The organism is Pantoea sp. CFSAN033090, assembly GCF_001264395.1.
Classification (GTDB): Bacteria; Pseudomonadota; Gammaproteobacteria; order Enterobacterales; family Enterobacteriaceae; genus Pantoea; species Pantoea agglomerans.
This window is the reverse complement of record NZ_LGYX01000011.1, coordinates 128,613-151,346: the sequence shown is the minus strand read 5'-3', so window position 1 is coordinate 151,346 and position 22,734 is coordinate 128,613. Positions and strand designations below refer to the sequence as shown.

Genomic DNA, 22,734 nt, shown 5'->3' with positions numbered 1-22,734 from the left:
TACAGGGAGTGCAGAGATGATTTCACTGGAACGATTCCTGCAGCGTCGTCAGGCGCTGCTGGCGAAGATGGTGCCTGGCAGCGCAGCGTTAATCTTTGCTGCGCCAGAAGTGATGCGCAGTAATGACACCGAATATCCGTTCCGCCAGAGCAGCGACTTCTGGTATTTCACCGGTTTTAACGAGCCGCAGGCGTTGCTGGTGCTGATCAAAAGCGATGAGAATCATAACCACAGCGTGTTGTTTAACCGCGTGCGCGATCCTGCGGCGGAAACCTGGTCTGGCCGTCGCCTGGGTCAGGAGGCCGCACCCGACAAACTGGGCGTCGATCGCGCTTTACCCTGGAATGATATTGGTGACCAGCTGCACCTGCTGCTGAATGGCCTGGATGTGGTTTACCATGCGCAGGGCGAATATGCCCACGCGGACACACTGGTGTTCAGCGCGCTGGATAAGCTGCGTCGCGGCTTCCGCCAGCATCTCAGTGCGCCCGATACCCTCACTGACTGGCGTCCCTGGGTGCATGAGATGCGCCTGTTTAAAGATGCGGATGAGATTGAACTGTTACGTCGCGCCGGGAAAATCAGTGCACTGGCGCATACCCGCGCCATGCAAGCCTGTCGGCCAGGCCTGTTCGAGTATCAGCTCGAAGGGGAAATTCAGCACGAATTTAACCGTCACGGCGCGCGTTTTCCCTCCTATAACACCATTGTGGGTGCCGGAGTTAACGGCTGCATTCTGCACTACACCGAAAACGAAAGCGAAATGCGCGACGGCGATCTGGTGCTGATCGATGCAGGCTGTGAGTTCCACGGCTATGCAGGCGATATCACCCGCACCTTCCCGGTTAACGGCAAATTCAGCCCGGCGCAGCGCGCGATTTATGACATCGTGCTGGCTTGCCTCAACCGCTCGCTTGAACTGTTCCGGCCGGGCATCAGCATTCGTGAAGTGAATGATGAAGTGGTGCGTATCATGGTCACCGGGCTGTTGGAGCTGGGCATCCTGGAGGGCGACGTCGATACGCTTATCGCCGAGGAAGTCCATCGTCAGTTCTATATGCATGGCCTGGGCCACTGGCTGGGGCTGGATGTGCATGATGTCGGCCACTACGGCACCCCGAGCCGCGACCGCGTACTGGAACCGGGCATGGTGTTAACCGTCGAGCCGGGTCTTTATATCGCACCGGATGCCGACGTGCCCGCGCAGTATCGCGGCATTGGTATCCGAATCGAAGATGACATTGTGATCACTGAAGATGGCATTGAAAATCTCACCGACAGCGTCGTGAAAGAGGCGGATGAGATTGAAGCACTGATGGCGGCGGCAAAACAGGCATGACGATTCTGATTGCCGGTGGCGGCATGACCGGGGCGACGCTGGCGCTGGCGATCTCCCATCTGACCCAGGGCACACTGCCGGTAACGCTGATTGAAAGCAGCGAGCCTGGCAGTCGGGCGCATCCCGGTTTCGATGGCCGCGCTATTGCGCTCTCTGCCGGTACCTGCCAGCAGCTTGCGGACATCAATCTGTGGCAGCACATCGCCCGTTGTGCCACGCCGATTACCGACATCCATGTCTCCGATCGCGGTCACGCCGGTTTTGTGTCGCTGGCGGCGTCTGACTACGCTATTCCGGCGCTGGGACAGGTTGTCGAGCTGTTTGACGTCGGTCAGCGTCTGTTTGCGGAACTGAAAAAAGCACCCGGCGTAACGCTGCGCTGTCCGGCTCGTGTCATCCAGGCTAACCGCCATGAGCAGCAGGTTGAGGTGACGCTGGACAGTGGCGAACCACTCAGCGGCAAACTGCTGGTGGCGGCGGATGGCACGCGCTCTGCGCTGGCGGCTTCGTGCGGCATTCAGTGGCAAAGAGACGACTATGAACAGCTTGCCGTGATTGCCAATGTTTCCACCGCGCTGCCTCATCAGGGCCGGGCATTTGAACGTTTTACCGAACATGGCCCGCTGGCGCTGTTGCCGATGTCCGGCAATCGCCTGTCGCTGGTCTGGTGTCATCCGGTTTCACAGCGTGAACGCATTGAGCAGTGGAGCGAGGCTGAATTCCTCAGCCAGCTGCAGCGTGCCTTTGGCTGGCGGCTGGGTAAATTCACCCACACCGGCCAGCGTGAGTATTACCCGCTGGCGCTGCACCGGGCGATGTCGCCAGTGACGCATCGCGTGGCGGTGGTGGGCAATGCGGCGCAGACGCTGCATCCGATTGCCGGGCAGGGCTTCAACCTGGGCCTGCGCGATGTAATGTCGCTGGCTGAAACGCTGGCAGCCGCCCATCGGCAGCAGCAGGACCCCGGCAGCTATGCGGTGCTGCATCATTACCAGCAGCGTCGTCAGCCCGACCGCGCCGCCACCATCGGTATCACCGACGGACTGGTTCGCGTCTTTGCAAATCACTATGGCCCGCTGGTGGCAGGACGGAACCTGGGCCTGCTGGCGATGGATCATCTGCCGTGGTTAAGAAATCAACTGGCTGAGCGCACGCTTGGCTGGGTTAAGCGTTAATAAAGAGGCTCAGATGCAAACTTTTGATGTGGTGATTGCCGGTGGCGGTATGGTGGGGCTGGCGGTGGCCTGCGGCTTGCAGGGCAGCGGACTGCGCATCGCCGTACTGGAAAAATCACCGGAGCCACCGCTGGCGCTGAGTGCGTCACCGTCAGTTCGCGTGTCGGCAATCAATGCCGCCAGCGAACGGCTGCTGCAGAAGCTGGATGTCTGGTCGACCATTATCTCGCTGCGCGCCAGCGCTTATCACGGTATGGAAGTGTGGGATAAGGACAGTTTCGGCTCCATCGCCTTTGATGATGAGCAGCAGGGCCTGTCGCATCTGGGCCATATCATCGAAAACCCGGTGATCCACAATGCGCTCTGGCAACGTGCCAGCGCCTGCAGCGACGTGACGATAATGGCACCCTCGCAGTTACAGCAGGTCGCGTTTGGTGACAACGAAGCCTTTGTTACCCTGCAGGATGGCAGCATGTTAAGTGCGCGATTAATGATTGCCGCTGACGGCGCTAACTCCTGGCTACGCAACAAAGCCGATATCCCGCTGACCTTCTGGGATTACGATCACCATGCGTTAGTGGCTAATGTCCGTACTGAGAAGCCGCACGACGCAGTAGCGCGCCAGGTGTTCCACGGCGACGGCATTCTGGCTTTCCTGCCGATGCAGGATCCGCATCTCAGTTCCATCGTCTGGTCGCTCTCGCCGCAGGAAGCGAGCCGTCTGGAAACCATGCCGGAAGCGCTGTTCAATCAGCAGCTCTCGGTGGCGTTTGATATGCGGCTCGGCCTGTGCCAGCTGGAAAGCGAGCGCAAATCGTTTCCGCTGGTGGCGCGCTATGCCCGCAACTTCGCGGCACACCGTCTGGCGCTGGTGGGCGATGCGGCTCACACCATTCATCCGCTGGCGGGTCAGGGCGTTAACCTTGGGTTTATGGATGCCGCCGAGCTGATCGGTGAGATTCGCCGTCTGCATCAGCAGGGCAAAGATATTGGTCAGCACCTCTATCTGCGACGCTATGAGCGCAGCCGTAAGCACAGCGCCGCAATGATGCTGGCGGGAATGCAGGGCTTCCGTGAAATGTTCGCAGGCAATAATCCGGCGAAAAAATTGCTGCGCGACGTGGGTCTGAAACTGGCTGACCGCCTGCCGGGTGTCAAACCCATGATGCTTAAGCAGGCGATGGGGCTGAATGATCTGCCCGCCTGGCTACGCTAAATTCGCCCTTCTGATAAGCCAGCTTCTGCTGGCTTTTTTTATGCCTGACACCGCTCTGCACCACAAAAAGGCAACGCTGCACCAGCAGAGGTCTTCGTTTGATTTATTCTAATTTTGCGGGCGAATTCGCATTACTTTTTCTCATTCTTCTGTCCGCTGGGCGCGGGATTTTTTTAACATCCTGAATGCCATCCCGCATAAATTTGCTGCGTATATTTAAATTCCCTGCATTTATTGCGCGATTAATCACAAAATTGCAGTTTTATATCCTGTTGGCAGCCGTTCCTGGTTAGGCTGTGCCTCTGCTTTCGACCCCGGTTTGCTTATGGTTAATCGTCAGATTCGGTGGTAACGTCAGCCCTAAGAGAACGTTTGCGTCGGCACTGAATGCCGGCGCACTTTTGCACTCACTCGCTTCTGCACAGGATGGTTATGACTCAGCAAACACCTCTGTTTGAACAGCATCAGGCCTGCGGTGCCCGCATGGTGGATTTTCATGGCTGGATGATGCCGCTGCACTATGGCTCCCAGATGGATGAACATCATGTGGTGCGCACCGACGCCGGTATGTTTGATGTCTCTCACATGACCATCGTCGACCTGACAGGCCCGCGTACCCGTGAATTCCTGCGCTACCTGCTGGCAAATGATGTGGCAAAACTGACCCAGCCAGGCAAAGCGCTCTACACCGGGATGCTGAATGCCTCGGGTGGCGTCATTGACGATTTGATTGTTTACTTTATGAACGAAGAGTTCTTCCGGCTGGTAGTGAACTCTGCCACCCGTGAAAACGATCTCGCCTGGATCACGCAACACGCGCAGGGCTATGGCATTACGCTGACGGAACGCGACGACCTGGCGCTGATTGCCGTGCAGGGTCCGCAGGCGCAGCAGAAGGCACAGACGCTGTTCAGCGAGGAGCAGCGTCAGGCTGTTGCTGGCATGAAGCCATTTTTCGGCGTGCAGTCAGGTGACCTGTTTATCGCCACCACCGGCTATACCGGCGAAGCGGGATATGAGATTGCTATGCCTGCAGAGGAGGCAGCCGATTTCTGGCAGCGTCTGCTGGCTGCTGGCGTTAAACCTGCCGGACTGGGCGCACGTGACACTCTGCGTCTGGAAGCGGGTATGAATCTGTATGGTCAGGAGATGGATGAAGGCGTTTCACCGCTGGCTGCCAACATGGGCTGGACGGTCTGCTGGGAACCTGCTGACCGCGATTTCATCGGCCGGGAAGCGCTGGAACTGCAGCGTGAACGCGGTACCGAAAAGCTGGTAGGACTCATCCTCACAGAAAAAGGGGTGCTGCGTAACGGCTTGCCGGTGCGTTTCACCGATGACCAGGGGCAGCCGCAGGAGGGGATCATCACCAGTGGCTCTTTCTCTCCGACGCTGGGTTGCAGCATCGCCCTGGCGCGCGTACCGGCCTCAGTCGGCAGCACCGCCATCGTTGAGATCCGTAACCGCCAGATGCCGGTCCAGGTTACCCGTCCCGTTTTTGTCCGCGCCGGTAAACCGGTCGCTCAGTAAATTTTATTCAGGAGAAATGGCCAATGAGCAATGTGCCGAATACGTTGAAGTACCGCGACAGCCACGAGTGGGTGCGCAAAGAAGAAGATGGCAGCTACACCGTGGGTATCACTGAACACGCGCAGGAGTTACTGGGCGACATGGTGTTTGTCGATCTGCCGGAAGTGGGCGCGACGTTTGCCGCCGGTGAAGAGTGCGCGGTCGCGGAATCCGTTAAAGCGGCTTCAGATATCTATGCGCCGATCAGCGGTGAGATTGTGGCGGTCAACGAAGCACTGACTGACTCACCGGAGCAGGTCAACAGCGAGCCTTATGAAGGCGGCTGGTTATTCAAAATCAAAGCCAGCGACGCGTCTGAAATCGACACGCTGCTGGATGCGGATGCTTACAAAGCCTCCATCGACGAGTAGTCGTCAGGCGGCCTCACACAGAGGCCGCAGATTTATGTTTGCTCTCCGGTTCCCCCAGCCCGATTCAGGATTTACTGCTAATGACTCAGACTCTCAGCCAGCTTGAACACAACGGTGCATTCATTGAGCGCCATATCGGTCCTTCACCTGAGCAGCAGGCGCAGATGCTTGACGCTATTGGTGCCCGTTCGCTGGAAGCGTTAATCAGCACGATTGTGCCGGCAGACATTCAGCTGCCAGGCCCGCCAGCGGTTGGCGAAGCCGCCACTGAACAGCAGGCTCTGGCCGAACTGAAAGCGATTGCCAGCCAGAATCTGCGTTACAAATCCTGGATCGGTATGGGATACAGCGCGGTGATCACCCCGCCGGTCATCCTGCGTAATATGCTGGAGAATCCGGGCTGGTACACCGCCTATACTCCGTATCAGCCCGAGGTCTCCCAGGGCCGTCTGGAAGCGCTGCTGAACTTCCAGCAGCTGACGCTGGATCTCACCGGCATGGATATCGCGTCTGCCTCACTGCTGGACGAAGCGACCGCTGCCGCTGAAGCGATGGCGATGGCAAAACGCGTCAGTAAGCTCAAAAATGCCAATAAATTCTTCATTGCCGATGATATCCATCCGCAGACGCTGGATGTGGTCCGCACCCGTGCGGAGACGTTCGGTTTCGAACTGATTATTGATAGCGCGGACAAAGCGCCCGATCATGACGACCTGTTTGGTGTGCTGCTGCAACAGGTGGGCACCACCGGCGAAGCGCACGATTACAGCGCGCTGATTGCCGGACTGAAAGCCCGCAAAGTAGTGGTCAGCGTAGCGGCGGACTTTATGTCGCTGGTGTTACTGGAAGCGCCAGGCAAACAGGGTGCAGACATTGTCTTTGGTTCAGCTCAGCGCTTCGGCGTGCCAATGGGCTACGGCGGCCCTCACGCGGCCTTTTTCGCCAGCCGCGACGAGCATAAGCGCTCTATGCCAGGCCGTATCATTGGTGTTTCACGTGATGCGGCGGGCAACACGGCGCTGCGTATGGCGATGCAGACCCGCGAACAACATATCCGCCGTGAAAAGGCCAACTCCAACATCTGTACGTCGCAGGTGCTGCTGGCAAACATCGCCGGTCTCTATGCTGTGTTCCACGGCCCGGCGGGCCTGAAACGCATTGCCTCACGCATTCATCGCTTCACCAACATTCTGGCGGCGGGACTGCAACAGGGCGGCCTGAAGCTGCGCCATCAGCACTGGTTCGATACGCTGACGGTGGAAGTGGCGGATAAAGCCGCCGTGCTGAACCGCGCCCTGAGCTTTGGCGTTAACCTGCGTAGCGACATCCATAACGCCGTGGGCATCACGCTGGATGAAACCACCTGCCGCGAAGATATTCTGGCGCTGTTTGCCATTCTGCTGGGTGATGAACACGGTCAGGACCTGGAAAAGCTCGACAGCGAAGTGGCCAGCGAGAGCCATGCAATTCCTGCTGGCCTGCAACGCCACAGCGAGATCCTGACCCATCCGGTGTTCAACCGTCATCACAGCGAAACCGAGATGATGCGCTACATGCACAGCCTGGAGAAAAAGGATCTGGCGCTGAATCAGGCGATGATCCCGCTGGGCTCCTGCACCATGAAGCTCAATGCAGCGGCAGAAATGATCCCGATCACCTGGCCGGAATTTGCGGAGCTGCATCCATTCTGCCCGGCTGAACAGGCTACCGGCTATCTGCAGATGATCGGCCAGCTTTCACAGTGGCTGGTGCAGCTCACCGGCTATGATGCACTCTGTATGCAGCCAAACTCCGGCGCGCAGGGTGAATATGCCGGACTGCTGGCGATCCGTCGTTATCACGAAAGCCGTGGCGAGGGCGATCGTCATCTCTGCCTGATCCCGAGCTCGGCGCACGGGACTAACCCGGCCTCAGCCCAGATGGCGGGCATGGACGTGGTGGTCGTGGCCTGCGATAAACAGGGCAACATCGACCTTGGCGATCTGCGCGAGAAAGCGGCTCAGGCGGGCGACAGGCTCTCCTGCATCATGGTGACTTACCCGTCAACTCATGGCGTTTATGAAGAGACCATCCGCGAAGTGTGCCAGATCGTGCATCAGTATGGCGGTCAGGTCTATCTGGATGGCGCGAACATGAATGCGCAGGTCGGCATCACCACGCCTGGCTATATCGGCGCGGATGTCTCGCACCTGAATCTGCATAAAACCTTCTGCATTCCGCACGGCGGCGGCGGCCCGGGTATGGGACCGATTGGCGTCAAAGCGCACCTGGCCCCGTTTGTGCCGGGACACAGCGTGGTGCAGATTGACGGTGTACTGACGCAGCAGGGCGCCGTATCCGCAGCGCCGTTTGGCAGTGCATCCATTCTGCCAATCAGCTGGATGTACATTCGCATGATGGGCGCGGAAGGGCTGAAACAGGCCAGCTCAGTCGCGATTCTTAATGCCAACTACATTGCCCGCCGCCTGCAGTCGGCCTATCCGGTGCTCTACACCGGCCGTGATGGTCGCGTGGCGCACGAATGTATTCTCGACATCCGTCCGCTGAAAGAGCAGACCGGTATCAGTGAGCTGGATATTGCTAAGCGCCTGATCGATTATGGATTCCACGCACCAACGATGTCCTTCCCGGTGGCGGGCACCCTGATGGTGGAGCCGACCGAATCGGAGAGCAAAATCGAACTGGATCGCTTTATCGACGCGATGCTGGCGATCCGCATGGAGATTGACCGGGTGACGTCGGGTGAATGGCCGCTGGATGACAATCCACTGGTTAATGCGCCGCATACTCAGCTGGAAATCGTCAGCGAGTGGTCACACCCTTACAGCCGCGAACTGGCAGTCTTCCCGGCGGGCAGCCTCAACAAATACTGGCCGACGGTAAAACGTCTGGATGATGTGTTTGGCGACCGCAATCTCTTCTGCTCCTGCGTGCCGATGAGCGACTATCAGTAACTTCCCCGCAGGCAAACGTTAACCATAAAGGGCCGATTCGTCGGCCCTTTGTTCTGGAGAATCAGCATGAAACTGGCACTGGTTACGGGGGGCAGCCGCGGTATCGGGCGGGCCACGGCGCTGTTACTGGCAGCGCGGGGTTATCGTGTTGCGGTGAACTACCGTCAGCGCGAAGCGGAAGCTCAACAGTTGGTTGCGCAGATCCGGCAGCAGGGCGGTGAAGCCTTTGCTGTTCAGGCAGATATCAGTGATGAAGCCCAGGTGATGGCGATGTTTGCGCAGCTCGACCAGCAGTCCGAACCGCTGGCGTTGCTGGTGAACAACGCCGGGATTTTGTTTCAGCAGTGTCGCACCGAGCAGCTGGATGCGGCACGCCTGCATAAGGTCTTTGCCACCAACGTGATTGGGTCTTTTCTCTGCTGTCGTGAGGCGGTTAAGCGGATGGGCACACATCACGGCGGCCAGGGCGGAGCCATCGTCAACGTCTCATCAGCAGCGTCGCGTACCGGTGCGCCTGGCGAATATGTCGATTACGCCGCTTCAAAAGGGGTGATGGACACGCTGACCAGAGGATTGTCGCTGGAAGTGGCGCAGCAGGGGATTCGGGTCAACGGCGTACGTCCGGGATTTATCTATACAGAGATGCATGCCGATGGCGGAGAGCCAGGCAGAGTAGACAGGCTTGCCAGCGTGATCCCGATGGGACGCGGCGGTGAAGCAGAAGAGGTGGCGGAAGCGATCGTCTGGCTGGCCAGCGACGCGGCCTCTTACGTCACCGGCAGCATCATTGACGCTGCCGGTGGGCGTTAACTCACTTCGCCGCTGATGCGGCGTGATGACTTACAGGTTTTCGCCGTTACTGGCGATAACCTGCTGATACCAGCTGAAACTCTTTTTCTTCCCACGAGAAAAATCGCCGCTGCCATCATCGTTTTTATTCACATGAATAAAGCCGTAACGTTTGTCGTACTGGCCGGTGGTAAACGAGACGCAATCGAGGCAGCCCCACGGCGTATAGCCCATTAATTCAACACCATCGTACGCCACGGCTTTCTTCATCTCTTCGATATGCGCACGCAGATAGTCGATGCGGTAATCATCTTCAATTACGCCATTGGCGTTTGGCTTATCGATAGCACCAAAGCCGTTTTCAACAATAAACAGCGGCTTCTGGTAACGCTCATACAGCTCGTTCATGGCATAGCGCAGGCCAACCGGATCGATCTGCCAGCCCCAGTCGGACGCTTTCACATGCGGGTTTTTCACCACACCTTCAAAGCCGGTGATCGGATCGTCAACGCCGCTGGCATCGGTTTTCACCGCGTTGCTCATGTAGTAGCTGAAACCGACATAGTCTGCACAGCCCTGGCGCAGCGTCTCGGCATCATCCGCTTCCATCTGAATGTCGTAACCCTTGCGCGCCCACTCTTTCAGGGTGTAGGCCGGATAGTAGCCGCGCATCTGCACGTCACTGAACACATAGCGCTGATGCATCGATTCCTGCGCCAGCACCACATCGTCCGGGTGGCAGGAGAAGGGATAGATCGGCACCATGGCGATCATGCAGCCAATCTGAAAGTCAGGATTGATGTCGTGGCCGAGTTTCACCACTTTTGCACTGGCAACAAACTGGTGGTGCATCACCTGATACATCGCCTGTTCCGGTTTCTCATGTTCGGTAAAGATCACACCTGAACAGCAGTAACCAAACAGCGGATACTGCCAGTTACGCTGGTTGTTGATCTCATTGAAGGTCATCCAGTATTTCACTTTGCTTTTATAACGGTTCAGCACCACTTCGCTGAAGCGCACAAAGAAGTCGACCACTTTGCGGTTGTGCCAGCCGCCATACTCTTTGACCAGGTGATAAGGCATTTCGAAGTGCGAAAGGGTGATGACCGGTTCAATGCCATACTTCAGCAGTTCATCAAACAGGTCGTCATAGAATTGCAGGCCCGCTTCGTTGGGCTGTTGCTCGTCACCGTTAGGGAAGATACGGGTCCAGGCAATCGAGGTGCGGAAACATTTGAAGCCCATCTCGGCAAACAGCGCGACATCCTGTTTGTAGTGGGAGTAAAACTCCACACCCTTGTGGTTCGGGTAGAAATGACCCGGCTGCACGCCGTCGGTGATCACCCGGTCAACGCCATGTGAACCGCCGGTCATCACGTCAGCAATGCTGACGCCTTTGCCGCCCTGATCCCAGCCGCCTTCAACCTGATGCGCTGCCACCGCTCCGCCCCAAAGAAAGCCTTTTGGTAACTGCAATTCTGCACTCATGCTTCACCCCATTACGGATATTGAAATTGAGCTGAGTGTAGCAAGGCAATAATGAAAGTCACGATATAACAGCGCGGCAATAATTGCGTTTGTTACATCCAAAAAACAGGCTGTTTTATTTCCCCAGCTGGCGGCCGATTGCTTCAATAATATAGGTCACTGGCACCTGAGTCGTAATGTCGGAATTGTCCGCCATACGGATGATGGGCACATGGTAGCAGAGGTTGAAATCACCGATCTTCGCCAGCGAGCAGCTTTCCGTGTTGGTTATCGCAATGATTTTGCACTTATTCAGGCTGAACTGGCTGGCAATGCGCAGGATCTCTTCCGTTTCGCCGGAAACCGATAAAATAATGGCAATGGCGTTTTCATAGAGATCGGGACTGACCGGATAATAGGGATCGTCAATCGCGTGGCTGAATTTACCGAGGTTAGAGAAAAAGCGTGCGCCATATTTTGCCAGGCTGCCGGAGGTGCCGACGCCAATAAAGAAGACCCGCTCAGCCTGATTAATCTTCTGCGCGGCCTCAGCGATGAGCTGTTCAAACTCCGGATTATTGATGCTCTTAAAAAAGCTCAGCATTTCACTGACGCCCGCCGTGTTGAGCATTGGCGCACTTTGCTGTTCGTTTAAGCGCAGGCGGATGCGGAATTCCGACCAGCCTTCACAGCCCATCTTGCGACAGAAACGCAGCACGGTGGTGGTGGAGACGCCAGCCTGCTCAGCCAGCTCGCGGATCGTCATGTAGCTGACGCCTTCGCGGTGCTTAATGATGAACTGATAGACCTGCATTTCCAGATCGTTAAGGCGGGCGAGATCGCTATGCGAAAACATGAATGACTCATTGAACAGTTGACTGGCGGCCAGTTTACCAGATTCATCACCCGGTTTAAGGGATAGTGAATTTCACCAGGATAATTTTAGCGTACAAGTGTACACTGAAAAAATTGTTGGCTACGCTGGATAACGATATCACTGCTATGGAGCTGATCAGGAACCTGTTATGACCCCCACACTCTCTCACAAACATCAACTCGCTGCGGGCTATTCGTTCGCCGAGGAAATTGCCAACAGTATCAGTCACGGTCTTGGCTGCCTGTTCGGTATCGTCGGACTGGTGCTGATGCTCAATCAGGCAACGGAGAGGCAGGCCGACACCATCACTTTTATCAGTTACAGCCTCTATGGTGGCAGCATGATCCTGCTGTTTCTGGCCTCGACGCTCTATCACGCTATTCCGGCTGGCCCGGCCAGACCCTGGCTGAAAAAGTTTGATCACTGCGCCATCTATCTGCTGATTGCTGGCACCTATACGCCGTTTCTGCTGGTCGCGCTGAGGACGCCGCTGGCGTATGGACTGATGGCGGTGATCTGGGGGCTGGCGCTGACCGGTATTCTGTTCAAGCTCACGATTGCGCATCGCTTTAAAGCGCTGTCGCTGGTGACCTATCTCTGTATGGGGTGGCTGTCGCTGATTGTGGTTTATCAGCTGGCGATGATCCTGCCGCCGGGCTGCATCTGGCTGCTTGCCGCAGGCGGGATTATCTATTCGCTGGGGGTGATTTTCTATGTGGCGCGCCGTATTCCGTTTAATCACGCCATCTGGCATCTGTTCGTGCTGGGTGGGAGTCTCTGCCACTTCTGCGCTATCTACTTTTATGTGCGCTGAATTGAGCCTGCTCTGAATTGTGGCACTGGCCCTTCCCTTAGCGGAAGGGCCATACGCTCAATCAGCTTTCATCCAGCGAGTAGGGCAGTGGCTGAATGGTCAGATGTCCGCCTTCATCACCTTCCACCCGCAGCACGCTGTCCGGCTCCAGATCGTTATTCATCACGACCTGAATCCAGCTAATCCCGTCATCTAACTGCACCGCAGCCAGCACGCTGCCGGTTCGACGCCAGCGTTCACCCATCTGCAACTCCAGCGGGGCATTGGCTTCGGGCAGATGACTTGCCTGACCCGCCAGCCAGTAGAGCGCGCGTTTATTGGCGCCGCGATATTTCGCCCGTGCCACCATCTCCTGACCGGCATAACACCCTTTTTTAAAACTGATAGCATCCAGCGCCTGTAGATTGGTGGCCTGTGGAATAAACTGCACGCTGGTGGCGGGATCGATCACCGGAATGCCCGCTTCAATATCCAGCGCCAGCCACTGCTGACTGTCATTAAACTGTGCATCGTCATTGAGCTTCTGCTTCAGCGCTTCTGCCTGGGCCAGCGAAGTGACAATCAGAAAACGTTCGGCCGGATGGGCAAACCACAGCAGCGTGGTTTCTCCCTGCTGCACCACCGGTTTCTCGCTGTCGGGCAGGCTATCAAACAGATTTGCCAGCGCGGCGCGCGCCTGGAAACCCGCCACGCCCAGCAATCCTGACTCATCATCAGCCACCATCGACACTTTCGAAAACACGGCGTATTTCTTTAACTCGGGCAGCTGGATGTCGCGCAGCTCACGACGGATCAGATAAGCATAGCCTTCACCGCGATGGAACAGGCGCATATTGCTCCACATTTTGCCTTTAGCATCGCAGTGTGCGGCGAGCGAATGGTGGTCGGCATCCAGCGCGGCGACATCCAGCGTTAACTGACCCTGCAGGTAAGAGGTGCTGTCGGCGCCGGTAATGGAAACCAGCGCCCAGCTATCCAGTGACATCAGGGTTAACGGCAGACGAGACGACGCGGCAGGCTGGCGCGGCGGTAAAGTAAATGTGGGCATGGAGATATCCTGTATAAGAAGGTTCATCCGGAATAATATCTTCAATGTTAAAAGAGCCGACTGGCAATGCAACCTGTTTACGGAAAACGGCGCACAAAAGGCGTGATAACCCTGAAAAGATCCAGCCTGAAATGTGGCAGGTTGCACAGCATGCGACGCTGCGCCTGCGAGCCGCATTAAACCAGGTTACACTAGGCGCCACGTTGTGAATTGTGGAAATTGATGCATGGATATTAATGATAAATCACGCATTCAGTGGGCCTGCCGTCGCGGCATGCTGGAACTGGATGTGGCTATTATGCCGTTCTTCAAATTTGAGTATGAGACGCTGAGCGACACCGATAAGCAGGTCTTTGTGGATTTGCTAAAGAGTGACGATCCCGATCTGTTTAACTGGCTGATGAATCACGGTGAGCCAAAGGATCCGGAGCTTAAGCGGATGGTGAACCTGATCCAGCAGCGTAACCATGCTCGCGGCCCGGTGGCAATGTAAGCTGCGGCCCTCTCGTCTGGCGTGCGGGTTAGTCTGCGCCTGGCTAATAGCAGCCGTAACAGGCGTGGTGCTGATGACGCTGCCTGCAGGCGGCTGGCTGGTTAAAGCGCCGATTATTCTGCTGTTGCTGGCTGAGGGCTGGCGCATCGTTTGGCGATTGATTCAACGGCACGGTACGTTACAGCGGGAAAGCGTCCATTGCTGGATCTGGCAGGGAAAACGCTGGCGGCCAACTCAGCCACTACGCTGGTTACCCGTTGGCGTGCTGCTGGTGGCGAAGAGCGAACAGGGTGCCACGCTGCGCTGGTGGCTGATGCAGGACAATATGCAGCCTGGCGAATGGCGGGCGTTACGCGCCTGCTGCTTCAGCCCGGCGCGGCATTAATGGCAGCAGGGCAGGCAAGAGCGTCTGAAGCCGTTCCTCTGCCTGTATCGCGGTTCAATAATGACAGGCAAGGGCGGTTAAAGCCGCTTACCTGTTCAGGCTACGGTTCGACACCGGCAGAAGGGCCGTCAGAGCAGTCCGGCGGTTTCGGTTAACACCTGCTCGCACCACTGCTCAACGCGCTCATCGGTGACCTCGAACTGATTCACATCATCAAGCGCCAGACCCACAAACTGCGAGCCATCGGCACTCAGCGGTTTCGGGCTGGTGAACTCATAGCCTTCAAGCGGCCAGTAGCCAACAAAACGTACCCCCATCGGCTGCAGCAAATCGTGCAGCATGCCGAGCGCATCTAAAAACCACTCGCCATAGCCAATCTGATCGCCCATGCCATACAGTGCGACAATCTTGTTTTGCAAATTCAGCGCGGGCAACTGCGGCCAGATCGCCTCCCAGTCCTCCTGCAACTCACCGAAATCCCAGGTCGGGATGCCCATGATCAGCAAGTCGTACTGCTCCATCAGGCGCGGGTCGTCATCTTTCACGTTATGCAGCGTCACTAACTCTTCGCCAATAAAATCGCGAATTTTCTCCGCTACGATTTCGGTGTAACAGGTACTGGAACCGTAAAAAAGACCGATTTTCATGCAGATAACACTCTGTAAATACTGACTTTGGCGCAATTGTACCAGAAGCGCTGCTGAATCAGGCATAATGAGCATGATTTTACACCAGACGGCGGAGATAACGTGCAGGACAGCGATCTGACAGAACAGTTTCTTGATGCGCTCTGGATTGAACGCAATCTGGCGCAGAACACTCTCTCCTCTTATCGCCAGGACCTCCAGACGCTGACCGGATGGCTGGCGCATCATCAGCTGACGCTGCTTAGCGTGGCGCCGCTGGATCTGCAGCAGTTTCTGGCTGAACGGCTGGAGGGAGGCTACAAGGCGACCAGCTCAGCGCGGCTGCTCAGCGCCATGCGTCGCCTGTTCCAGTATCTTTACCGCGAAAAGCTGCGCCCGGACGATCCCAGCGCGCTGCTGTCAGCACCAAAACTGCCGCAGCGTTTACCGAAAGATCTTAGTGAGGCGCAGGTCGAGCGACTGTTGCAGGCGCCGAATATCGATATCCCGCTGGAGCTGCGCGACAAAGCGATGCTGGAGCTGCTCTACGCCACGGGCCTGCGCGTCTCCGAACTGATTGGCCTGACGCTCAGCGACATCAGCCTGCGCCAGGGCGTTGTGCGGGTTATCGGTAAAGGGGATAAAGAGCGGCTGGTGCCTTTAGGTGAAGAAGCGGTTTACTGGCTGGAGCAATATATGGAACATGGTCGTCCGTGGCTGCTCAACGGTCAGACGCTGGACGTGATGTTTCCCAGTAATCGGGCGCAGCAGATGACGCGCCAGACCTTCTGGCATCGCATCAAGCATTACGCCACGCTGGCGGGGATCGACAGCGAAAAGTTATCACCGCATGTGATGCGCCATGCCTTTGCGACCCATCTGCTGAACCACGGTGCCGATCTGCGTGTCGTACAGATGCTGCTGGGACACAGCGATCTCTCCACCACCCAAATTTATACGCACGTCGCCACTGAGCGCCTGCGTCAGTTGCATCAACAACACCATCCGCGGGCCTGAACCGCGGCGATAAGGACAAAAATGAACAAGCATTTTGCCATGCTGGCTCTTTTAGCCAGCGCCTTTTCCGGTCTCGCACAGGCCGATGACAGCGCCATTCAGCAATCACTTAAAAAGCTCGGTCTGAACCAGACGGAGATCAGCCCGTCACCGCTGCCGGGTTTTAAAACCGTGCTGTCAGAAAGCGGCGTGCTCTACGTGACCGACGACGGCAAACATATGATCCAGGGGCCGCTCTATGACGTCAGCGGCAAACAGCCGGTCAACGTCACCAACCAGCTGCTGGACAAAAAAGTCGAGGCGCTGGTGCCGGAGATGATCGTCTACAAAGCGCCTAAAGAGCAGCACGTGATCACGGTCTTTACCGACATCACCTGTGGCTACTGTCACAAGCTGCACGAGCAGATGGCGGACTACAATGCGCTGGGCATCACCGTGCGCTACCTGGCGTTTCCGCGTGAAGGGCTGAATGGTCAGATTGAGCCAGCGATGAAAGCGATCTGGTGCAGCGCCGACCGCAATAAAGCGTTTGATGAGGCGATGAAAGGCAATGCGCCGAAGATGGCCGCACCAGACAGTTGCAAAATCGATATTGCCCAGCACTATAAGCTTGGCGTGCTGTTCGGCATTCAGGGCACGCCCGCGATGCTGACTGACAGCGGCATGATGATCCCAGGTTATCAGTCGCCGCAGGAGCTGAAGCAGGTGCTGGACAATCAGAAGCGTGGTGGTTAATCGGTGGTAAAACAGGATGTGGAACTCCGTCGCCGTGAGGTGACGGTTGATGATGCGCTTCCGGCGACGCTGCCGCCGCTGCTGAAACGACTCTATCTGCAACGCGGCGTGCGCGACGCGGCAGAGCTGGAGCGCGGGGCGAAAAACCTGCTGCCGTACCAGTCCTTAAGCGGGATTGAGAGCGCAGTGGAACTGCTGCATCAGGCGCTGCTGGATGGGCGTCGCATTATGGTGGTGGGCGACTTTGATGCCGATGGCGCGACCAGTACCGCGCTGACGGTCATGGCGCTGCGCAGCATGGGCGGCGGCAACGTGCAGTATCTGGTGCCTAACCGCTTTGAAGATGGTTATGGCCTCAGCCCTGAAGTGGTTGAGCAGGCGCGCGCGCGCGGCGCGGCGATGATCCTGACCGTCGACAACGGCATCTCCTCCCACGCCGGCGTTGAATGTGCCCATCAGCACGGGATTCCGGTGCTGATTACCGACCACCACCTGCCGGGCGAGACCTTACCGGCCGCTGAGGCGATCGTTAATCCCAATCTGCCGGACTGCAACTTTCCCTCACGTGCACTGGCGGGCGTGGGCGTTGCGTTCTATCTGATGCTGGCACTGCGCGCCCATCTGCGCACCCAGGGCTGGTTTGGTGCCACCCGCACCGAACCCAATCTGGCGGAGATGCTGGATCTGGTGGCGCTCGGCACGGTTGCCGACGTGGTGCCGCTCGACGTCAACAACCGCATTCTGGTGTGGCAGGGACTCAGCCGCATCCGGGCCGGAAAATGCCGGCCAGGCATCCGGGCGCTGCTGGAGATTGCTAATCGCGATGCGCGTCAGATGGCGGCCAGCGATCTCGGCTTTGCGCTGGGGCCACGGCTCAATGCCGCAGGCCGGCTCGACGATATGTCGGTGGGCGTGGCGCTGTTAATGACTGAGGATCTCAGTCAGGCACGGATGTTAGCCAGTGAGCTGGACGCGCTGAACCAGACGCGCAAAGAGATAGAGCAGGGCATGCAGAGCGAAGCGCTGGCGCTGTGTCAGGCGCTGGAGCGTGAGCAGCGCGATCTGCCGCTGGGGCTGGCCTTTTATCATCCCGAATGGCATCAGGGGGTGGTGGGGATCCTCGCCTCCCGTCTGAAAGAGCGTTTCCATCGTCCGGTGATTGCCTTTGCTCCGGCGGGCGACGGCACGCTGAAAGGCTCAGGCCGCTCAATTGCCGGTCTGCATCTGCGCGACGCGCTGGAGCGTCTGGATACGCTGAATCCCGGCCTGATGCTGAAGTTCGGCGGTCATGCCATGGCGGCAGGCTTATCACTGGAAACCGCACGCTACGAGGAGTTTCGTCAGCGCTTTGCCGATCTGGTCGGTGAGTGGCTGGATGGCGAATCTCTGCAGGGCATCATCTGGTCAGATGGTGCGTTGCAGCCGCAGGAGTTTTCGCTGCAGACCGCTGAGATGCTGCGCGAAGCGGGGCCCTGGGGCCAGGCGTTCCCGGAACCCGCTTTTGACGGCAAATTTAAGCTGCTGCAACAGCGGCTGGTGGGCGAGCGACATCTGAAAGTGATGGTCGAACCGCTGGACGGCGGTCCGCTGATCGACGGGATCGCCTTTAATGTCGATACCACCCTGTGGCCCGACAGCAGCATTCGTCAGGTCGAACTGGCCTATAAGCTGGATATCAATGAGTATCGCGGTAACCGCTCGGTACAGCTGATCATTGACCATATCTGGCCGCTTTGATTTTTATAAGGGGCGCGCGTCTCCGGCCACGGCAGAGGCGCGTCAGCCTGATTCTCCCCTGCGTTAACCTGCTGTGCGAGCGGTTGTCGTCGCAGCCCGATAAGCAAATGCAACGCGTCACGCCGCCCCGGCATCAGCCCGCTGTCTCAGCGCTACAATCTGCCGCCAGTTTCGGGTAAACTTGTGCGTTAAATTTCCTGTCCCATCGAACATAAGAAAGACGCTAAAGCCATGTTTGAAATCAACCCGGTCAAAAACCGTATTCAGGACCTCAGTGAGCGCAGCGACGTTCTTCGGGGGTATCTTTGACTACGATGCCAAGAAAGAACGCCTCGAAGAAGTAAACGCCGAGCTGGAACAGCCCGATGTCTGGAACGAACCTGAGCGTGCTCAGGCGCTGGGCAAAGAGCGCTCCTCGCTGGAAGCGATCGTGCAGACGCTGGATCAGATGTCGCAGGGCCTGGAAGATGTGCAGGGTCTGCTTGAACTGGCGGTAGAAGCGGAAGACGAAGAGACTTTCGACGAAGCGGTTGCCGAGCTGGATGTCCTTGAGGGCAAGCTGGGCGAGCTGGAATTCCGCCGCATGTTCTCTGGCGAGTATGACAGCGCCGACTGCTACATCGATCTGCAGGCGGGTTCCGGCGGCACCGAAGCGCAGGACTGGGCCAGCATGCTGATGCGTATGTATCTGCGTTGGGCTGAAGCCAAAGGCTTCAAAACCGAAATTATCGAAGAGTCTGAAGGTGAAGTTGCAGGCATTAAATCTGTGACCATTCGCGTGTCAGGCGACTACGCCTTTGGCTGGTTGCGTACCGAAACGGGCGTGCATCGCCTGGTGCGTAAGAGCCCGTTTGACTCCGGCGGCCGTCGTCACACCTCCTTCAGCTCAGCCTTTATCTATCCGGAAGTGGATGACGATATTGATATCGACATCAACCCAGCCGATCTGCGCATTGACGTCTATCGTGCGTCAGGGGCGGGCGGCCAGCACGTTAACCGGACGGAATCTGCGGTACGTATTACCCATATTCCAACCGGTACCGTCACCCAGTGTCAGAATGACCGTTCTCAGCACAAGAACAAAGATCAGGCGATGAAGCAGATGAAAGCGAAGCTGTACGAGCTTGAGATGCAGAAGAAAAACGCTGAGAAACAGGCGCTGGAGGACAATAAGTCCGACATCGGCTGGGGAAGTCAGATCCGTTCTTACGTTCTCGATGATGCACGCATCAAAGATCTGCGCACCGGCGTAGAGACGCGTAACACCCAGGCGGTGCTGGACGGCGACCTGGATCGATTCATTGAAGCTAGTTTAAAAGCAGGGTTATAAGGAACCGACATGTCTGAACAACAACCGCAGAGCGCTGATGCCGCCGTTGAGTTAAATAACGAACTGAAAGCGCGTCGCGAAAAGCTGAGCGTGCTGCGTGCAAATGGCGTGGCGTTTCCTAACGATTTTCGTCGTGACAGTCTCTCAAACCAGCTGCATGAGAGCTATGGCGAGAAGAGCAACGAAGAGCTTGAAGATCTCGGCATCGAAGTCAGCGTTGCCGGACGTATGATGACCCGTCGCATTATGGGTAAAGCCTCTTTCGTGACCCTGCAGGATGTGGGTGGCCGGATTCAGCTTTACGTCTCGCGTGACGATCTGGCTGAAGGCATCTACAACGAGCAGTTCAAAAAGTGGGATCTCGGCGATATTCTGGGCGCGCGCGGCAAACTGTTCAAAACCAAAACCGGCGAACTGTCGATTCACTGTTCTGAACTGCGCCTGCTGACCAAAGCACTGCGTCCGCTGCCGGACAAGTTCCACGGCCTGGCCGATCAGGAAACGCGCTACCGTCAGCGTTACCTTGATCTCATCGCCAACGAGGAGTCGCGCAACACCTTCAGAATTCGTTCGCAGATCATGGCCGGTATTCGCCAGTTCATGGTGGGCCGCGACTTTATGGAAGTGGAAACCCCGATGATGCAGGTGATCCCTGGCGGCGCGTCTGCGCGTCCGTTCATCACCCATCACAATGCGCTGGATATCGACATGTATCTGCGTATCGCTCCAGAGCTTTATCTGAAGCGTCTGGTGGTGGGCGGATTCGATCGCGTGTTCGAGATCAACCGTAACTTCCGCAACGAAGGTATTTCGCCACGTCATAACCCAGAGTTCACCATGATGGAACTCTATATGGCTTATGCGGATTACAAAGATCTGATCGAGCTGACCGAAAGCCTGTTCCGTACGCTGGCGCAGGATGTGCTGGGCAGCACCGTGGTGCCTTACGGCGAGCAGGAGTTTGATTTCGGTAAGCCGTTTGAAAAACTGACCATGCGTGAAGCGATCAAGAAATACCGTCCGGAAACGGATCTGGCCGATCTGGAAGACTTTGATAAAGCGGTGGCGATTGCTCAATCACTGCACATCAAGGTTGAGAAAAGCTGGGGTCTGGGCCGTGTCGTAACCGAAATCTTCGAAGAGACCGCAGAAGCGCATCTGATTCAGCCGACCTTCATCACTGAATATCCGGCTGAAGTCTCTCCGCTGGCCCGTCGTAACGACGAGAACCCGGAAATCACCGATCGCTTTGAGTTCTTCATTGGCGGTCGTGAAATCGGTAACGGCTTCTCCGAGCTGAACGATGCGGAAGATCAGGCTGAGCGTTTCCTGCAGCAGGTGAATGCCAAAGATGCTGGCGACGACGAAGCGATGTTCTACGACGAAGACTATGTCACCGCACTGGAGCACGGTCTGCCGCCAACCGCCGGTCTGGGTATCGGTATTGACCGTATGGTGATGCTGTTTACCAACAGCCACACTATCCGCGATGTGATTCTGTTCCCGGCACTGCGCCCAGGCAGCAAGTAATCGTTATGAGTCGCTGTCAGGCCTGATCTTCAGGCCTGACAGCGTGATGACAAAGCCGAATCAGAGTGAATTTGGCAGCAACTGATAAACTCACGGCACAGGGAACACGGTCAGAAGAGGAAAGCGTCCCGCGCCATGGATGGCGTGGGCCGAGCGGTCATGGATGACAGTTTTTGCGTCTTTCCGATCTGACCGTGTTACCTGTGCAGGCTCGGTCTTACAGCGAACCAGGCCCGACTTTGTCACCAAGCTTAAGGCCGGAAATTCCGGCCTTTTTTACATCTGTTCGTTCAGCAGATATCAGGATTTAATCGCCTGATCCAGCCATGTCTGAAATCGCGAGTAAGGCACATAGAGCGCAACGTTCTTATAGAGTGTCTTACCGCTGATATTGTCGTTGATGTTATTGCTGTAGCCAATAATCACGCCCGCCAGCGTATCATCAGAGGCGTTATAGACTGCGCCGCCTGACATCCCTTTAACCACCCCCGCATTCGCCGCCACCACGACGCAGTCTGATTTGTTCCAGCTGTTTGCCAGCGTGGTATTGATCAGGTTCTGCCCGCTGGAACTGACCGGCATGGCCGAAATAAAACTGTAGCCGTAGAGATTGACCTGATCGCCGATGTGGCTGTTACGAAAGTTGGGTGGCAGGTTCATTTCGCTGTTTTTGTGGTAGACCACGGCCAGATCGCATTGCGGATGCCAGGCTTTTACCCGGTAAAGCGAAAACTTTGCCACATGGGCGGCGGTCAGGCTGTACTCCGGCGTCAGTGGGATGGTGGTACCGAGCGTGCCTAAACCCAGCACGGTGGGAATGCCGGTCACGGTCATATCCACCCGTTTTTCAGCTTCTTTACTGTACTCATAATGACCCACCGAGCAGCCGGTTAAGCCAAACACCATTAAGGCTATGAGTCGTTGCATTCTCTCTCCCTGCGTCAGAAGTTGATCACATCACCTGGCAATTGATGAGGGATATATCGGCAACGTTAAGGATTTATTAATTAAATACGCACTAAAAAGCGTAACGGGTTCGCGGGAAATGACAACCTGACCCTGGGTCATGTGCGCTTTAACGGGCTTAGCCAGCAGGCTGACAAAGCCATTTGTTCCGGCAAAGCGGCAGGATTATTGCGGCCCCGGCAATAATCCTTTGCTGCGCGCAGGCTATGTCGCGCATCAGCACTGTGCTGTAATGCTCACCGTGACGCAGATCAAATTTTAATAAGCGTCGAGGGGCTGCGCGTCTGTGCAGT

At 56.8% G+C, this 22,734-nt stretch carries 20 protein-coding genes; 15 read left to right on the top strand and 5 right to left on the bottom strand.

The genetic code is table 11. The features are described 5' to 3' along the window. Positions 1-16: 16 nt before the first annotated feature. From pepP to AFL22_RS12325, 7 genes are all read left to right on the top strand, one after another. The gene (pepP, locus tag AFL22_RS12355) at positions 17-1,339 is read left to right on the top strand and encodes a Xaa-Pro aminopeptidase (protein WP_082239207.1); all 1,323 of its coding nucleotides are present in this window, start codon (positions 17-19) and stop codon (positions 1,337-1,339) included. Next, entirely contained in the window at positions 1,336-2,514 is a 1,179-nt protein-coding gene (gene ubiH / locus AFL22_RS12350) for a 2-octaprenyl-6-methoxyphenyl hydroxylase (protein WP_033758727.1), read from the top strand. The genes pepP and ubiH overlap by 4 nt, the downstream gene beginning before the upstream one ends. Before the next feature lie 13 nt (positions 2,515-2,527). Beyond that, a complete protein-coding gene (gene ubiI / locus AFL22_RS12345; RefSeq protein WP_052271515.1) occupies positions 2,528-3,730 on the top strand; it encodes an FAD-dependent 2-octaprenylphenol hydroxylase in 1,203 nt (400 codons plus the stop codon). 432 nt (positions 3,731-4,162) lie between these two features. Continuing rightward, positions 4,163-5,260, top strand: a complete 1,098-nt coding sequence (gene gcvT / locus AFL22_RS12340; RefSeq protein WP_052271514.1) for a glycine cleavage system aminomethyltransferase GcvT — start codon at positions 4,163-4,165, stop codon at positions 5,258-5,260. Between the two features lie 23 nt (positions 5,261-5,283). Further along, positions 5,284-5,670, top strand: coding sequence for a glycine cleavage system protein GcvH (gene gcvH / locus AFL22_RS12335; RefSeq protein ID WP_010248802.1), 387 nt, complete (start codon positions 5,284-5,286; stop codon positions 5,668-5,670). An 80-nt stretch (positions 5,671-5,750) separates the two neighbouring features. Next, positions 5,751-8,624, top strand: coding sequence for an aminomethyl-transferring glycine dehydrogenase (gcvP, locus tag AFL22_RS12330; RefSeq protein ID WP_052271513.1), 2,874 nt, complete (start codon positions 5,751-5,753; stop codon positions 8,622-8,624). Positions 8,625-8,690: 66 nt separating this feature from the next. Beyond that, positions 8,691-9,434 (top strand): SDR family oxidoreductase, encoded by a 744-nt coding sequence (locus tag AFL22_RS12325; RefSeq protein WP_052271512.1) that lies wholly within the window; start codon positions 8,691-8,693, stop codon positions 9,432-9,434. Positions 9,435-9,464: 30 nt separating this feature from the next. On the opposite strand, the gene AFL22_RS12320 is transcribed toward AFL22_RS12325, so the two are convergent. Further along, positions 9,465-10,904: a 6-phospho-beta-glucosidase gene (locus AFL22_RS12320; RefSeq protein WP_033758722.1), complete on the bottom strand. Its 1,440-nt coding sequence runs from the start codon at positions 10,902-10,904 to the stop codon at positions 9,465-9,467. 115 nt (positions 10,905-11,019) lie between these two features. Next, on the bottom strand, positions 11,020-11,739 hold the full coding sequence (locus tag AFL22_RS12315) for a MurR/RpiR family transcriptional regulator (RefSeq protein ID WP_010248792.1): 720 nt from the start codon (positions 11,737-11,739) through the stop codon (positions 11,020-11,022). A 169-nt stretch (positions 11,740-11,908) separates the two neighbouring features. Here AFL22_RS12315 and AFL22_RS12310 point away from each other — a divergent pair, with 169 nt between their 5' ends. Further along, positions 11,909-12,574: a hemolysin III family protein gene (locus tag AFL22_RS12310; protein WP_052271511.1), complete on the top strand. Its 666-nt coding sequence runs from the start codon at positions 11,909-11,911 to the stop codon at positions 12,572-12,574. A gap of 61 nt (positions 12,575-12,635) precedes the next feature. Here AFL22_RS12310 and ygfZ read toward each other — a convergent pair whose 3' ends face one another. Further along, entirely contained in the window at positions 12,636-13,622 is a 987-nt protein-coding gene (gene ygfZ, locus AFL22_RS12305; RefSeq protein ID WP_052271510.1) for a tRNA-modifying protein YgfZ, read from the bottom strand. 226 nt (positions 13,623-13,848) lie between these two features. Between ygfZ and sdhE the strand changes: the two genes are divergently transcribed. After that, positions 13,849-14,115 (top strand): FAD assembly factor SdhE, encoded by a 267-nt coding sequence (gene sdhE, locus AFL22_RS12300; RefSeq protein WP_010248781.1) that lies wholly within the window; start codon positions 13,849-13,851, stop codon positions 14,113-14,115. After that, a complete protein-coding gene (locus tag AFL22_RS12295) occupies positions 14,090-14,500 on the top strand; it encodes a protein YgfX (protein ID WP_052271509.1) in 411 nt (136 codons plus the stop codon). The genes sdhE and AFL22_RS12295 overlap by 26 nt, the downstream gene beginning before the upstream one ends. A 128-nt stretch (positions 14,501-14,628) precedes the next feature. On the opposite strand, the gene fldB is transcribed toward AFL22_RS12295, so the two are convergent. After that, positions 14,629-15,147, bottom strand: coding sequence for a flavodoxin FldB (gene fldB / locus AFL22_RS12290; protein WP_010248777.1), 519 nt, complete (start codon positions 15,145-15,147; stop codon positions 14,629-14,631). A gap of 102 nt (positions 15,148-15,249) precedes the next feature. On the opposite strand from fldB, the gene xerD reads away from it, so the two are divergent. From xerD to lysS, 5 genes are all read left to right on the top strand, one after another. After that, a complete protein-coding gene (gene xerD, locus AFL22_RS12285) occupies positions 15,250-16,143 on the top strand; it encodes a site-specific tyrosine recombinase XerD (protein WP_010248689.1) in 894 nt (297 codons plus the stop codon). A gap of 21 nt (positions 16,144-16,164) precedes the next feature. Further along, complete coding sequence (gene dsbC, locus AFL22_RS12280) at positions 16,165-16,878, top strand: bifunctional protein-disulfide isomerase/oxidoreductase DsbC (RefSeq protein WP_010671049.1); 714 nt, start codon at positions 16,165-16,167, stop codon at positions 16,876-16,878. Between the two features lie 3 nt (positions 16,879-16,881). Beyond that, entirely contained in the window at positions 16,882-18,615 is a 1,734-nt protein-coding gene (gene recJ, locus AFL22_RS12275) for a single-stranded-DNA-specific exonuclease RecJ (protein ID WP_033769918.1), read from the top strand. A 231-nt stretch (positions 18,616-18,846) separates the two neighbouring features. Further along, a protein-coding gene (gene prfB, locus AFL22_RS12270; protein ID WP_099257461.1) for a peptide chain release factor 2 occupies positions 18,847-19,945 on the top strand; the annotation gives its coding sequence in 2 pieces (ribosomal slippage) (positions 18,847-18,921 and positions 18,923-19,945; 1,098 coding nt in all). Between the two features lie 9 nt (positions 19,946-19,954). Further along, positions 19,955-21,475 carry a lysine--tRNA ligase gene (gene lysS, locus AFL22_RS12265; RefSeq protein WP_010248682.1) on the top strand — a complete coding sequence of 507 codons (1,521 nt, stop codon included), beginning with the start codon at positions 19,955-19,957 and terminating at the stop codon, positions 21,473-21,475. 300 nt (positions 21,476-21,775) lie between these two features. Here the strand turns inward: lysS and AFL22_RS12260 are convergent, their stop codons facing one another. Next, positions 21,776-22,402: a serine protease gene (locus AFL22_RS12260; RefSeq protein ID WP_031291943.1), complete on the bottom strand. Its 627-nt coding sequence runs from the start codon at positions 22,400-22,402 to the stop codon at positions 21,776-21,778. Positions 22,403-22,734 lie beyond the last annotated feature (332 nt).